This is a genomic window from Nostoc sp. CHAB 5715, assembly GCF_020829685.1.
Taxonomy (GTDB): Bacteria; Cyanobacteriota; Cyanobacteriia; order Cyanobacteriales; family Nostocaceae; genus Nostoc.
In genome coordinates, this window is the sequence record NZ_JAIVFR010000035.1 from 1 (window position 1) to 15,652 (window position 15,652).

General features: G+C 41.3%; 9 protein-coding genes and 1 pseudogene. 3 read left to right on the forward strand and 7 right to left on the reverse strand.

The window, feature by feature from the left end:
- The first annotated feature begins 508 nt into the window (after positions 1-508).
- From cutA to LC574_RS03630, 3 genes and pseudogenes are all read left to right on the forward strand, one after another.
- The gene (cutA, locus tag LC574_RS03620; RefSeq protein ID WP_229451535.1) at positions 509-823 is read left to right on the forward strand and encodes a divalent-cation tolerance protein CutA; all 315 of its coding nucleotides are present in this window, start codon (positions 509-511) and stop codon (positions 821-823) included.
- A gap of 183 nt (positions 824-1,006) precedes the next feature.
- Positions 1,007-1,543, forward strand: a complete 537-nt coding sequence (locus tag LC574_RS03625; RefSeq protein ID WP_229451536.1) for a hypothetical protein — start codon at positions 1,007-1,009, stop codon at positions 1,541-1,543.
- A gap of 162 nt (positions 1,544-1,705) precedes the next feature.
- Positions 1,706-2,092, forward strand: a pseudogene (locus tag LC574_RS03630) (hypothetical protein); the annotation flags it as partial.
- Between the two features lie 577 nt (positions 2,093-2,669).
- Here LC574_RS03630 and LC574_RS03635 read toward each other — a convergent pair.
- From LC574_RS03635 to LC574_RS03660, 7 genes are all read right to left on the reverse strand, one after another.
- The gene (locus LC574_RS03635) at positions 2,670-5,477 is read right to left on the reverse strand and encodes a filamentous hemagglutinin N-terminal domain-containing protein (protein ID WP_229451537.1); all 2,808 of its coding nucleotides are present in this window, start codon (positions 5,475-5,477) and stop codon (positions 2,670-2,672) included.
- Positions 5,478-6,058: 581 nt separating this feature from the next.
- Positions 6,059-8,752 carry a CHAT domain-containing protein gene (locus LC574_RS03640; RefSeq protein WP_229451538.1) on the reverse strand — a complete coding sequence of 898 codons (2,694 nt, stop codon included), beginning with the start codon at positions 8,750-8,752 and terminating at the stop codon, positions 6,059-6,061.
- Between the two features lie 158 nt (positions 8,753-8,910).
- Positions 8,911-10,746 carry a ShlB/FhaC/HecB family hemolysin secretion/activation protein gene (locus LC574_RS03645; RefSeq protein WP_229451539.1) on the reverse strand — a complete coding sequence of 612 codons (1,836 nt, stop codon included), beginning with the start codon at positions 10,744-10,746 and terminating at the stop codon, positions 8,911-8,913.
- Complete coding sequence (locus LC574_RS03650) at positions 10,736-13,711, reverse strand: filamentous hemagglutinin N-terminal domain-containing protein (RefSeq protein ID WP_368736666.1); 2,976 nt, start codon at positions 13,709-13,711, stop codon at positions 10,736-10,738. Before LC574_RS03650 ends, LC574_RS03645 begins: the two co-directional genes overlap by 11 nt.
- 56 nt (positions 13,712-13,767) lie before the next feature.
- Positions 13,768-13,893, reverse strand: coding sequence for a hypothetical protein (locus tag LC574_RS37740; RefSeq protein ID WP_267871394.1), 126 nt, complete (start codon positions 13,891-13,893; stop codon positions 13,768-13,770).
- Positions 13,894-13,930: 37 nt separating this feature from the next.
- The gene (locus LC574_RS03655; protein ID WP_229451541.1) at positions 13,931-14,734 is read right to left on the reverse strand and encodes a DUF928 domain-containing protein; all 804 of its coding nucleotides are present in this window, start codon (positions 14,732-14,734) and stop codon (positions 13,931-13,933) included.
- On the reverse strand, positions 14,727-15,652 hold a 926-nt coding region (locus tag LC574_RS03660; protein WP_229451542.1), incomplete at its 5' end, for a CHASE2 domain-containing protein. The genes LC574_RS03660 and LC574_RS03655, both read right to left, overlap by 8 nt.

Genomic DNA, 15,652 nt, shown 5'->3' on the forward strand with positions numbered 1-15,652 from the left:
CAAGACGATTAAAATAATTTTCCCAGGTTTCATAAGTTTCTTCTTTTGTGAAAGCATCATTTCTTAGTGAAAATTTGCTTTGAATACGAAAACCGTAGATATATCTTCAACATATTGCGACTTTCTAATAAAATCAAATACTCTTAATTGTCAAAACCATAAATTAAAGTAATTATTTGACGAACTGAGCAAACATAAGACATAAAATTTTCTCTTGACTCCCCCTGCAAAAAGATTCACACACGACTCAATGGCATCCGAAAGCAACCCTACTGAATCCTGTTAGTAGGTAAGCCCAAAACTTCAAAGTAATAGTCACGACTGCTGCCTCAATCGATAGAACAGAGTCAATATACTGGCATAACGAGATAAAATAACTTTACTTTTGTAGAGAAGTGGGCATCTGTGGAAGCTCTAGATACTCATTTCCCCCATTTGCAAGCAACAGTAGCCCATCAAGAGGGATTAGGGCGTGTTTTCTCACTCTAATTGTAAGTCGGAAACTTTTATGAAAATCTACTATGTAACTTTAAATAATACAGACGAAGCGCGTCAAATTGGTCGGGCATTACTAGAATGTAAGTTAGCAGTTTGTGTCAATTGGTTCCCGATTACTTGTGCTTATAGTTGGCAAGGAGAAATTACTGAAGAACCAGAAGTTGTTTTAATTATCAAAACTCAAGATGGTTATGCTTTAGAAATCGAAAAACTTATTCAAGAGCATATTACTTATACTAATTTTTTCGCCGAAATTTCTCCGACAGCAGTTAATCAGGGTTTTGTCAATTGGTTGAATGCAGAAGTTTCACCGCGCTCACAATAGAAATTACCTAATACCATTTCTTCCCCTGCCCCCTGCACCCGTTCGGCTTACCTCGGCTTTGCTCGGCACGAGTCGCTCACGGCAAGCCTTCTCCTCTGTTTACACAGCGATAGGATATTTTTTTAGTTGGAAGTTCCTTATGCCTCAAAAGCCTTATTCTAACTATTTTACTGGAGGTCAAAAATGGCAGTTCTCAAACTAGAAAATGGAACTCTCCACACCGATTTAATTCACATTGCTCAGGAATTAGCCCCTCTGAATATTCAAATTAATCGTCAGACGGTAGGAGATAACCCCAGACTCCAACATTTGTTGGCACAGGATAGTCTCAACGAAGATGAAAAAGAACAAGTACTCAAAGCAATAGATAGTTACTTTGAGCAACTACAACAGACAGCCGTTGCTTTGTGCATCGATGTCCTGAACACCCACGATATTAAATTAGCAAGAAAACTGTATAGTTTTCTCAAACCCAATGATGTGCTTTTAGGGGATAGAGCGTTTTGCGCTTATGCTGATATGTTTGCTATTAAACAACTTGATTGTGATGCTGTATTTCGCAAACACCAATCTCGTGCAACAACCTTGCGAAAAGGCAAAATTATCGGTGACAGTGACAAACTTGTTACTTGGTATAAGCCTAAAAGATGCCCAAAAGGGTTAAATCAAGAGGAATTTAATGCTCTACCTCCTTCTATAACTGTACTTTTGATGAACTAGTACAGGCGGAACTGGAGTCTGAAAATGCTTGACCTCCAGCCTATTAATCCTCTGACCCTAGCTTTAGTTCTTCCAAAGAAGCGATCGCTCCAAGTTAGCACACCGAAAATCTATCTGTGATCGATTTTGAGCCAATGCCACTGAACCAAAAAAGGTGGATGCATGAACAACCCACCCCTCAAGCGTAAAAAATCCACCTCTGCCGCTTCTGATGATTCAAAAACACCCCCTGACTCTGCAAATGAAGATATGTCTGGGCAAGTAAACCCAGGTTCAGCAACAATTACGGTTAGTGCTGTTGAAGTTCCAGAGTTGACAGAGGAAGAACAGCGCGATCGCATTTACCTAGAGCGCCGTGTGGAAAGAGCGTTTTTTGAGGCAGGGAAAGCGCTGACGGAATTGAGGGACAGACGGCTTTATCGCTCCACGCATAAAACCTTTGAAGAATACTGCCGCGTTCGCCCTTGGCGTTGGCGCAGCCATCGCTTTGGGCATAGTCGGCAACAATCAAATTATTTGATTGCCGCAGCTGGTGTTTACGAAAATTTGACAACCATTGGTTGTCAAAATGTGGCAAATGAGAATTTCAGTAGATCGAAAACTTTTGTAAGTTGACGAAATAATCAGGGTTTCAGCCGACGCTTTGGGGCTGATGATCTTTAATTATTGTTGAATATTTAATACTAGTTTCGCCCACCAGGGGCGAGGTTTTAACCAATATTCATTACCCACTCGTACAGAATTCATACTGAATTCTGACTCCTGAGTTCTGAATTCTTCTTATAAAATCAAAAATTAAGGGTAGGTGTCGAGATTGTGCTAAGTAGTTAAACAAAATTAATTACACAAAATTAAGGTATGAAATCCTTATCCAGACTGGAAACTCATGTGTAAATAATTCTGTGCGATTACTTAGAAACTGGCTTAATTAAATGTGATTGAGAAGACACTAAACATACAAAGGAGTGAAAATGCTGGCTTACCATCGCACAAATGCAAGCGAGGCAACTATAAAGGAAGGTTTTGGAGTAGTTGTACGCGATTGACTGTCTGCGCCTTACTGGGTGTAGTTGCCAGGCTACTGAGTAATATAAGCAAGCAGGATGCTGCAAAAGTTGGAGTAATTTTAGCTACCATGACATTGGATTGGGTTCTGTCTGGAAGTATGAGGAGTAGCGGTGGATGAATTAGCACTGAGGACTATTTGTCCTTTGGCGTTTAGTACTGCACCTGTGGCTTCAACAATGCGTTTGGGAGTGGAGGTTGTTGGTTTATTAGTAACAGGTGGTAGGGAACGGTTGTTATTGCTGGGTTTAAAAGACACCCAATCTATTTGGGTTGCATCTGGAGTGAGAATGTCTTTGGGGTTGGCTGGTAAACCGCCACGTCCGGTGATCACAAATCGGTTTTGGGCGTAACCAGGACTGTAACAACCTTGGGCTACCTGGGTGTCAACTGGTATTGTTGGCAATTCAACCAAGCCACTGTTGGGGTCGATACCAGGTGTATTCAGTTCGACAGTACCATTAAGCTCAGGACTTGCTCCAGTAGCGGTAATGTCACTTGTGCTATTAGATGCAACATCTCGGAATTGTGTACCAAAGATGCCAGAGGCATTGATTTGCACTCTTCCACCACGAAAGTTATCCGAATTGGCACTGATGTCGCTATTTCCGAAAGCAATAAGGAAATCGGTGTCAATGTTGATGTTGCCGCCAATAACGTCTTTGCCCGTGGCGTTAGTTATGATGTTGCTATTGCGACTCATGATTAAACTTTCTGAGTTAATGTTAATTGTCGCTTGCTCCCTACTTGGGTCAAATCTAGCACTTTGTGTGTTACCACGAAGTACGGCATTATTGTTTAAACGGATAGAGCGGGCATTTAATGTCATGATACCTGCGGTTCCTATTCCCGAACTCTGCACGTTTATTTCAGATCCATCTTGCACTAATAAAGTATTAGTTTTAATTGTCAAATCACCTGCATCCCCTGTTGAGTTTGGTTGTGCGGAAGCAAACAAGCCACTGATAAACTCACTATCAGCACTTGTGCCAATAATTTGTACATCTTGGGCATCAACACTTAAATTTCCTCCCTTGCCTCCACCCCATGTACCAGCATTTACCTGCGCTCCATCTTTGAGTAGCAGAGTATTAGTTTTAATTGTCAAATCACCTGCATCCCCTGTTGAGTTTGGTGCTGCGGCAGCAAGCAGGCCACTGGCAACTCTACTATTATAAGCACTTCTCCCAATAATTTGCACATCTTGGGCATCAACATTTAAATTTCCTCCCTTGCCTTCACCCCTTGTACCAGTAATTACCTGCGCCCCATCTTTGAGTAGCAAAGTATTAGTTTTAATTGTCAAATCACCCGCATCCCCTGTTGAGTCTGATTGTGAGTCAGCAAACAAGCCACTGGCAAACCTACTATCAGCACTTGTGCCAACAATTTGCACATCTTGGGCATCAACACTTAAATTTCCTCCCTTGCCTCCACCCCATGTACCAGTAAATACCTGTGCCCCATCTTTGATTAGCAGAGTATTAGTTTTAATTGTCAAATCACCCGCATCCCCTGTTGAGTCTGATTGTGAGTCAGCAAACAAGCCACTGGCAAACCTACTATCAGCACTTGTACCAATCAGTTGCACGTCTTGGGCATCAACACTTAAATTTCCTCCCTTGCCTCCACCCCATGTACCAGTAAATACCTTCGCCCCATCTTTGATTAGCAGAGTATTAGTTTTAATTGTCAAATCACCTGCATCCCCTGTTGAGTTGCGCTGTGCGGAAGCAAATAAGCCACTGGCAAACCTACCATCAGCACTTCTCCCAATAATTTGCACATCTTGGGCATCAACGCTTAAATTTCCACTCTTGCCCGCACCAAATATACTAGTAGTTACAAAAGCTCCACTCTCAATTCGTAAGGTTCTAGTGCTGATATTGATATCGCCTCCCTGTCCAGCTGCTTCTGGTCGCACCTGATTAGCAATGGAGCTATTATTGTCAAGATTAATTACTCCAGTTGCATTAACTTCAATATTTCCTGCCTTACTATTCTCAGAAGCCAGCGCACCATCTATTCCTGCAAACAGGAAACTCCTTCCTGTCATCTTTAAATTCTGGGCATTAACCGCGATACTTCCACCATCTCCGGCAACCACATATACAAAAGAGCCTCTGCTCAGTAAAACATCGCTTCTTTCTACACTATCGGGAAAACTTAAACTTAGATTATTGCCATACGAATTTAACCCGATAGTTCCTGTACCTTTTAACCCACCTAAATCAACTCGCCCACCAAAAGCAAGCAATCCTCCACCATCCATATTGATATCACCGCCTACCAACAGCAAACTATTGCCATCTGGTACGCGCAAACCCGTTGCAACTGAGTTATTTTCGATAGATGCGGTTTTGATTTGATTAAATAGTAAAGCTGAAGGATTGACCGTTAGCAGAGATGAAGAACTTTCTGGATTTTCAGCACTAAAAAAACCTTGATCACCAAATCCAATTGCAGATGCTGTAGTCGCTACAAAAGAACCACCGATATCCAGCCTCGCACCCTGACCAAAAATAATGCCATTGGGATTTATCAAAAATAAGTTAGCTGTACCATTAGCTTTAATTAATCCATCAATATTAGAAACCGACCCACCCGTTACTCGGCTAATAATATTCCCAATATCAATAGCATTATTGAAGGAAGCAGTACCACCATTAGGAACAGAAAACTCGCTAAAGCTATGAAACAAGTTTTTTCCTGCTTGCGTTCCTCCAGTAATATTGAGGGTGCTGCCATCTGTTGTAACGATGGAATTATTAGGCAAAGTGCTATCAGGGGTAATCTGAGCAGAAGCACAATTTGCCCCGAAAGCGATCGCACTTCCGATCGCCATTCCCAAAAAATAAGGAGTAGTCATGCCAAACATCGCATCCTCCTAAGCTTTGTAAAAGATATACTCATTTTTCAGTAAACCACGAGTAAGGGAAATCAAGTTAACACCTGCATATTTTTCAATTTTACAAGTACAGGTTTTATGCAAAACCTGCTAATTACTTACAAGAGTTTCTAAGTTAGGTGTATTTTTTGCTCTTTAAGATAGAGGTGTAGATTTTTGTAATTTTAGTAAATCGCAAAGTTATTTTAAAAGAGCGATCGGCAATGCTTAATAACTTTAGATACAACCGTTTTTATTCCTACAATAAAAAGGAGTCAGAAGACAGAATTCAGAATTCAGAAAACTCTACGCCACTTGCGGGATACAGTTTTGATTACGAAAAATATTTATTTTAGTTTCGCTTAACCTCGGGCGAGGTTTTAACCAATATTCATCACCCACTCGTACAGAATTCATGGCTTTTTTCTGACCGGAGGCGGAGCTTTCCTTGCTCCGCTCCTGAGTTCTGAATTCTTCTCATAAAACAGTTACGCTCACTAATCGCTAAAAGGCAAATTCACCAATTTTAACTCTTAAACTCTACATTCTTTATTGTTAAATAATTACAACCAATTACCCAGAAGAACATAAGGTGCCCAAAAATATGGGCGATTTTCTTTCGCTAGAATTGCAAGTTGAGCGCGTTGCAGAGCTTGAGCTTTAGTGGCTCCAGCATCCAATTGCCGATATAATTCACCCATAAATTCACTAGTAGACTCATCATCTATTGTCCACAAAGTAGCTAATGTACTACGTGCGCCTGCTCGTACCGCAACTCCAGCTAGTCCTAAAGCAGCTCGTTTATCTCCTGTGGCGGTTTTACAAGCACTGAGGACAAGTAATTCAATTGTTTCGGGTCGGCTTTCACCTCTAGCCCGTAATAAACTATCTAGCTCCCTAACCTTTAGTAAGCTATCCCAGGTAAGAATATAGGTTTGTTCAATATCTGAGCTAAATTGCCCATGAGTAGCTAGATGCACTATTGAGAAAGGAGTAGACTGAATTTGGTTTTGCAGATTAGTTTTCGTGAACTCTTGATTTAAAAGTTGTTTACTTGATTTAACTTCAAATTGAACTTGTTTTAATTCCTGTGTAACATTTGAAAGTTCCGAAAAAGATTTACCTTCAATCAAGCGTTCTTGCTCAACCCCAGCAATTAAAACGTTTAGCCACACGTTGTTTAAAGATTTAGGAGCAAGGAGTTGTAGTCCAGGCATCAAAGAAATAGCATACTTTTCTATCAGATATTTCTGCTGTTGTTGATCATAAAGAATCGCCATTGGGATATTCCGCAAAGAACCATCCAGCACAAACACTAGGGAAGTTATACCTTTGTTTGCAAAATCTGATTCAATAGGTTTAATTAACCAGTCATATAACTGTTGTGAGAGCTGCTTAACATCAGGCTCTCGGCTAGCAACGGGCAAATCTTTCTGTAGTTGTTCTACAGCTTTTTCTAATACATCTTTAGGGACTTTAGTTGTTTTACGGTAGATTGTATCTTGCCCTGGTAAGCGAGTAATAATTTCTAGTCGGTTATCTAAAATAATTGGATAGATAACAGCTGTGGATATTTCCTTTTCAACTAATTGATCAAGGTCAACTCTTGGTACCAAACAGGGCGAACGAAAAAAGTTATCTAATTCTGCTAATTGGAGAGATTCGATTACCTGTCGGGCTTGAACGAGATTATCTGGCTTTTGAATCGGGTTTTCTTGAAGTTGCAACAGTAAATCAACGTACTGTCGATATACAGGTTCTATACTTTCGCGGAAAGAAAATTGTACGTCAGGATTAATTGCAACTAAATCGTTACGAAGAGACTTGAGAGCGTTATAAGCTCGATTATAAGCTTGTGTTGCTGCCGGGATATTGGATTGCTTTTGCAGTATTCGTCCCATCTGCCAATGCCATTGATAAGCAATGTCTTGGGCATCAATGGACTCAGCTTCTACCAAAGCCTGTTGTGTAAGACTTTTAGCATCAGATAACTGTCCGGTTTGTTCGTACAGTTCGCCAAGAATACCAAGGGCATAAGATTCGGTTCGTTGATCTTTTAAACTCTTAGCCACTTGCACAGCTTGCGCTAGCATTTTAGCAACATCTTTTGGCTCAACTGAGTTTTGTCTCATTTTGCTCAAACTTTGGGCAAAGTTAATCCGATAGTTAACAGCCGTGCGACTTGGAGGCAAATTGTCTATCTGAGACTGAATTTGCGGCAATAATGCCTTTGCTGTGCTAAATTCCTCTTGCTCTACCAATAGTCTTAATAAATTCAGTTGAGCCTGGAGCCGCACAGTGGGTATCGCAGCTCCAATCTGCACTGCTTGTTGATAGTATTGGATTGCTGTTTGAGCATAATCCTTAGCACTGCTTGAGTTCCCTAAACTCAGTTGAGCGTAGATTTGAGCGCGGGCTGTATTACCTAAACTCAGTAAAGCATTACTTTGAGCGATCGCACTTCCCACTTTCCCAGCCACAGAATAACTTTCTTCTAGGATTTTGTGGGAATCGCTTAAATAGCCCAAACTTCGCAATACATTGCCTAAACTATACAATCCTCTAGCTTTAACAGGAGAATCTGCTTGTTTTTGCAGATTTTCTCGTAGTGAGGTTAAAGTGTGATCTGCTTGGAGATAATTTCCCAAAGCTTGCATTGCTTGGGCTTGATTAATGTGATTGCGAGTTAGCGCTGATATATCATCTAAATGCTGATAAATTTTAGCTGCTGATTGCCAAGTACTTAGGGCTACTTCAGTTTGCCCCTGTGCTAACTCCAGCCCACCTCGAACATCTAAAGCTTGAGCAAAGACTTGCGTTAGCGCAGCTCCTCCTGCGGAGGCTCGCTCTTGTGAAGAATCTGAATCTTCTAGACTTTGTAATAATTTAATAGTTTGTGAGATGACTTCATTCGCTTGTTGCCATTGTCCTAACTGCTGATACGCTAAGGAAAGGTTAGTCAAAGCTATAGCTTCATTCAATACATTATTAGTAGCTTTAAATTCGTCTGCTGCTTTTTTTAGAAGTTGTACTGCTTCTGTAAACTCTCCCCCTTCATAAAGTGCTTGGCTTTGCTGCACTAAACTAAAAATTTGGGTTTGGTTAACAGCAGGTTTTGTTGCTACAACAGGAAAATATAAAACTTTAGATTTGGCAAAGGCTGCTGTTAAAAGAATAGAATAATCGAAAATAACAGATGAAAATACACAGAAAAATATAGTCAACAATGATAATAGCAAGTACTTAAAAAACTTCATATAAATTACAAAATTTATTTTGTATTTGTTCATGATAATTAATTATAAAAACCATGTAGTACTATGTGTGGCTTTGGATGAAGTTGTAGCTACAACATGGCAATAGTTCTTGTAAATCGGATATTTTCCACGCAACGCATTAGCTCCTTTGTGTAAGGTTAAAACGGATTATATTGTACAAAAAAATACAGCCCATTCTCTTGCCATGTATTACCTTGAGTATCAACAGAAACTAAAGGAATACCCCACTCAACACCAGCATTAAAGTTATTGCCCTGTAACCAACGCAAACCCAAACCAACAGAAGCTAGAGTGTTAGTGTTAGTATTATTTTCATCTATACTCGACGAATTATTCCAAGCAGTGCCAACGTCAACAAACGGGGTAACTTGCATAACTCCATCCCATTGTGGTATACGCACAATTGGTAGCCGTAACTCAACAGAAGCAAGAGCGCCATTATTTGCTAACAGTAAATCTTGACGATAGCCCCGTACACTACTTATACCACCTAGACCAAATTGTTCTGAAGCTAAAAGCGTTGTAGAAGCTAGTTGTACATCGCCACGAATTAACAACAAAGTATCAGGAGCTAACAGACGTACCCATTGTGCTTGTCCTCGCCAAGCGAAAAAGCGGCTGTCAGGTTCGGTATTGTTGATTGTGGCATTAAATGCACCAGTTCCCAGACTAAATTGAGAACGAGCCGCAATTACTTCTTGGCTATTACGAAGAGTCCATTCTTGAAAAAATCGCAACGCAGAAACACTCGTGTTTCCTTCTGCATCAGCCCCCGGTGAAAGTAGAGAAAGGGGAGCATCCTCCTGTTCAAACACAGAAGAGGAAATATCAGTCTCTCTGCGAGAAGCCGTGACTCCTAGAGCGAATTCTTGATTGGGAGTTTGCACTAGCGGCTGGCGGAATGTGAGTTCGTAATATTGGGAAGCTGATTCAATCTCTAGTGTATTAAAAGGACGTTCAATAATATCGGCTGATGTATTGCCATAGCTGAAGGTGAGAGTGCCATTGCGGGGATTGAGAGGCAAGCTGTAGCTGGCATCTATGGTATTACTACCGTCAGTATTACTGTATGCTAACGAGATACTATCTCCAAATCCTAGTAAGTTGGCTTCGTTAACTTGCAGTTGCCGTCGGAAGCTACCAACACTAGGGGAACGACCATTGTCAAATACTGTTTCTACATTAAATGTATCCGCCTCTGTTACTTTGATAGCCAACAAATTAGAGCCAGGACGTGAGCCAGCAGATAATTCAGCGGACAAGTTTTGAATTAAAGGATTGAGTTGCAATAATTGCAGGGATTCTAGTAGGCGTTTTTGATTTAAAGGAGTGGATGCCCCTAAAGCTATACGGCTACGGATATAATTTGGGTTGAGTCGCCTAGTTCCAGTTATCTGGATATCCTCTAATTTACCTTCAATTACTTGGATTTGAACAACGCCATCAGTAAGAGTTTGTTCAGTAATATAAGCTCCAGAAGTAACGTACCCTTCTTGAATATAAAGTTCAGTAATTTTAGAGCGAATTTCTAATAAGTCTGTAAATGTAATTGGTCGATTTGTAAAACACTCGGTTTTCTGCCTCAACCTGTATGTCAGGTTTTTTTGACTGCATTCTAGTATTTGATTAAACTTTTCTTGGCTGAATACTGTACTGCCAATAACTTCAAATTGTTTAACAGTAAAGATTTGTGATGTTTCAGGGAGTGGTTCATCTGGTATGGGAACTGGTTGATCAGGTTGGAATAGTTCGGATGGAGGGGGTAGTTGCTGTGGTGGAGAGGGTGTTGTTGGTATTCTGGGCGGAGGTGGTTGGACATCCTGCGGTGGTGGGAGTTGTGGGAGCGAGGGAGAATTGTTTTGGAGTAGTTGTACGCGATTGACTGTCTGCGCTTTACCGGGTGTAGTTGCTAGGCTACTGAGTAATATAAGCAAGCAGGATGCTGCAAGAGTTGGAGTAATTTTAGCTACCATGACATTGAATTGCGTTCTGTCTGGAAGTATGAGGAGTAGTATTAGATGAATTAGCACTGAGGACTATTTGTCCTTTGGCGTTTAGTACTGCACCTGTGGCTTCAACAATGCGTTGAGGAGTGGAGGTCGTTGGTTTAGTTGTTGGTTTATTAGTAACAGGTGGTAGGGAACGGTTGTTATTGCTGAGTTTAAAAGGCACCCAATCTATTTGGGTTGCATCTGGAGTGAGAATGTCTTTGGGACTGGGTGGTAAACCGCCACGTCCGGTGATCACAAATCGGTTTTGGGCGTAACCTGGACTATAGCAGCCTTGGGCTAGTTGGGTGTCAACTGGTACTGTTGGCAACTCAACCAAGCCACTGTTGGGGTCAGTACCAGGTGTATTAAGTTCTACAGTGCCATTAAGCTCAGGACTTGCTCCAGTAGCGGTAATGTCACTTGTGCGCTCTGATTGCGTATCTTGGAACTGTGCACCAAAAATACCAAAAGCGTTGATTCGCACTCTTCCGCCAAGGAAGTTAGCAGAATTGGCACTGATGTCGCTATTTCCGAAAGCAATAAGGAAATCGGTGTCAATGTTGATATCACCGCCAATAACGTTTTCTCCAGTAGCGTTGGTAAAGATGTTGCTGTTGCGGCTCATGATTAAATTTTCTGAGTTAATATTGATTGTCGCTTGTTGCCTATTTGGGACAACTTTATTACTGCGTGTGTTGGCGGTGAGCAAAGCGTTATTGTTTAAGCGAATAGAGCGAGCAGTTAATGTCATATTCCCTGCGGTTCCTGTTCCGAAACTGTTCACAGCTAACCTTGCTCCATCTTGCACGAGCAAGGAATTAGTTTTAATCGTCAAATCCCCTGCATCCCCTGTTGAGTTTGGCTGTGCGGAAGCAAATAAGCCACTGGGAAACTGACCATCTGCTGATCCACCAATGAGTTGAATATTTTGGGCATCAACGCTTAAATTTCCTGCCTTGCCCTTACTAAAGGTAGAAGCATTCACCTGTGCCCCATCTTGCACGAACAAGGAATTAGTTTTAATCGTCAAATCCCCTGCATCCCCTGTTGAGTTTGGCTGTGCGGAAGCACTCAAGAGACTGCGAAACGGACCATTTGCTGATCCACCAATGAGTTGAATATTTTGGGCATCAACGCTTAAATTTCCTCCCTTGCCCTCACTAAAGGTACTAGTACTCACCTGTGCCCCATCTCGCACGAGTAAGAAATTAGTTTTAATCGTCAAATCCCCTGCATCCCCCGTAGAGTTTGGCTGTGCGGCGGAAACAAATAAGCCACTGCGAAACTGACCACCAATGAGTTGAATATTTTGGGCATCAACGTTTAAATTTCCTCCCTTGCCCTCACCCCATGTACCAGCACTAATCTGTGCCCCATCTTGCACGAGCAAGGAATTAGTTTTAATCGTCAAATTCCCTGCATCCCCTGTTAAGTTTGACTCTGCGGAAGCACCCAAGGCACTAGCATACTGACCATCTGCTGATCCACCAATGAGTTGAATATCTTGGGCATCAACGCTTAAATTTCCTCCCTTGCCCTCACTAAAGGTACTAGTAGTCACCTGTGCCCCATCTTGCACGAGCAAGGAATTAGTTTTAATCGTCAAATCCCCTGCATCCCCTGTTGAGTTTCGCCCTGCGGAAGCAGTCAAGGCACTGGGAAACTGATCATCTGCTGATCGACCAATGAATTGAATATCTTGGGCATCAACACTTAAATTTCCTCCCTTGCCCTTACTAAAGGTAGCAGCACTTACAGCTGCCCCATCTTTGAGTAGCAGAGTATTAGTTTTAATAGTCAAATCACCCGCATCCCCTGTTGAGCCTGGTTCTGCAGAAGCATACAAGCCACTGGAAAATCCACCATCAGCACTTTCCCCAATAATTTGCACATCTTGGGCATCAACGTTTAAATTTCCTCCCTTGCCTGCACCAAATGTACCAGTACCTACCTGCGCTCCACTCTCAATTCGTAAGGTTCCAGTGCTGATATTGATATCGCCTCCCTGTCCAGCTGCTTCTGGTTGCACCTCATTAGCAATCAAGCTATTATTGTCAAGATTAATTACTCCAGTTGCATTAACTTCAATATTTCCTGCCTTACTATTCTCAGAAGCCAGCGCACCATCTATTCCTGCAAACAGGAAACTCCTTCCTGTCATCTCTAAATTCTGGGCATTAACCGCGATACTTCCACCATTACCAGCAGTAACTCTTATTCCTGCACCATTGCTTAGTGTTACATCACTTTTTTCTACACTATCGGGAAAACTCAAACTCAGGTTATTACCATTCTCATTCAACCCAACCGTTCCCGCACCTGCTAACCCACCTAACTCGACTCGTCCACCAAAAGCATACAAATTGCCACCATCCATATTGATATTGCCGCCTACCAATAGCAAACTCTTGCCATCTGGTACGCGCAAACCTCTTGCTATAAATTCAGAAGATGGATTTAAACCGGAAGGAGCAATTGAGTTATTTTGAATAGATGCGGTTTTTATTTGATTAAACAGTAAGGCAGAAGGATTGACTGTTAGCAGAGATAAAGAACTTTCTGGATTGGAGGCACTAAAAAAACCTTGATTGCCAAATTGCAGTGCATTCGCTGTAGTCGCAACAAAAGAACCACCAATATTCAATTGGGCACCCTGACCAAAAATAATCCCGTTGGGATTTATTAGAAACAGGTTAGCTGCGCCCTTAGTGCTGATTATTCCATCAATATTAGATACAGATCCACCTGTTACTCGACTAATAATATTTTGAATATCTACAGCATTATTAAAAGAAGCAGTACCACCAATAGGAACAGAAAACTCACTAAAGCTGTGAAATAAATTTTTGCCTGCTTGCGTTCCTTCAGTGATATTGAAAGTGTTTCCATCTCTTGTGACACTGGAATTATTAGCAGGACTTACGCAAAAATCGCCGAAAGGCTTAATTTATCGAACCGCCAAGACGCCAAGAACGCCAAGAATTCGTAGAGCGTGCGTAAGTCCTAATTAGGCAAAGTGCCATCTGGAGCAATTTGAGCGAAAACATGCTCTTGCGAAGAAGCAATCAAAACGCTGCCCATCGCCAAACTACAATACCAATATCGCCAATCTTGAGTTATCCCTAACATTGTACCCACCCGATTACTCGTCTGATTTTGTCAGTTTTCACTCGTTGTAATGCTGTACAATTGGCTCTTTAGCAATATCTTGTAAGCCAATGGCATTTAATAGGTCAACCCAATCTTTATTAAGAGTTGCATTCTGCGAATTTGCATGGCGCAGTTGACCTAAATTAGTTAGGGCATCGTACCAAATATTATTAGCACTATAAGCAATGTACTCCCTTGGCTTTGCTGTCTTTAATTGACTATCAAGAGCCTGAGTCAGCACCTGCCTTTGCACAAACCCATCTACATAAAAATTGTCAGATGTTTTTCCCACATCACCACAATAAATATGAAAGTACCAGTGATATTTTTTATTTGCTTTTAAGGAGTATTGCGGTTGTGGTGGAGTAATGCTAATAATACCACGTTTTCCAGACAGAGTAAGAGGTGTTCGATAAACATTCTCTACATCTTTACCAGAGAGCGCTTGTAGCACGAATTCTGCGGAACGGGCAGTCTCTGGTAGTTCAGGAACATAAAACCAAAAAGTTGGATTTTCTGCAACTGTTGATGCCAAGACTGATTTTCCTCCATTACCAGGAACTAAAGCAGTAAGACTCGCCAGGGACTTAGGACACTCAGGATTACGCCCAGCCCCTGCTTTGCGCCGACCTGTAGGTGCGCCGTTTCTGGGCAATGTCGGTTGCTGAAAAGATTGGAAATGCGAATTTTTTACAGGGTTTTGAATCGAATTAGTCAGTTGTGCCTGCACTGATTGCAAATGACTTGTTGCACTAATAATTAGCAAAGAAATTGTGCAAGTCCCTTGAATTCTTTGGATTAGTAATTTTTTTCTAATCATGATTAAAATTTAATTTTCTTCTTTTATCAAGATGAGAACGTCTAAACCATGAAATTACAATTACTTGGGTAGTTAACACTGCTAATACTGGGGGGATAAGTGGCACCCATCCAGCCAGTATAAAAATGCCAAAACATAAGCCAAATAGTGTTAAAAGTATTGCTATCACCGCTAGTCCCAGGTGCAGAGGTTTGGAATAATACCACGCTATAATACCTCCTAATAATGACCATACCCATATCCAAACTGTCTCTATCCATCCAGACCACCACCACAACAAGGGTCTGCGGTCTAAAACTGCACTGAGAATTTGACTTAGCATCTGTGCTTGTACGAACACCCCCGGTATCTGCTTTTGCTTCTGCTTTGCACTAGAACTGAATGGTGTCTTCCAATAATCGTTGGTGTTGGTAGGGGCAGAAAGACCAATAAGAATAACACGGTCTCTAAGTGATTGAATTGATTCTAATGGTATTTTTTCATCTAACACATCTCTCAAACTAACTTGCTCGGCAATTTTTTCAACAGAAGGGAGAGAACTATAATTTAACAATATTTGATAACCAGATGCATCAACTTTTTGATAACCGCTAGTGTGTTCGTTTAATTGCTTAAATACAACATTATCAATTTGTAAATAACCTGATTCTGTAACACTTGATCTTTTCCCTTCTTTATCTAAATAATGAAGTGCTAGTTGGAGATTAAAAGCATATTCTGTGGTACATAGAGATGTTGGAGGAGGAGTCAAATATAAAAGCTGGCGACGAGCAATAACTTCATCATCTGCAACAAAATCACTAAAACTTAACCGTTCCTTTGGAACTCCATCAGGTGACGGAATCCCATCACTATCACCATCATCATCAGTTGTAGCAACTTTGCACACAAAAAATAGACGATTATCCTGGCTAAAAC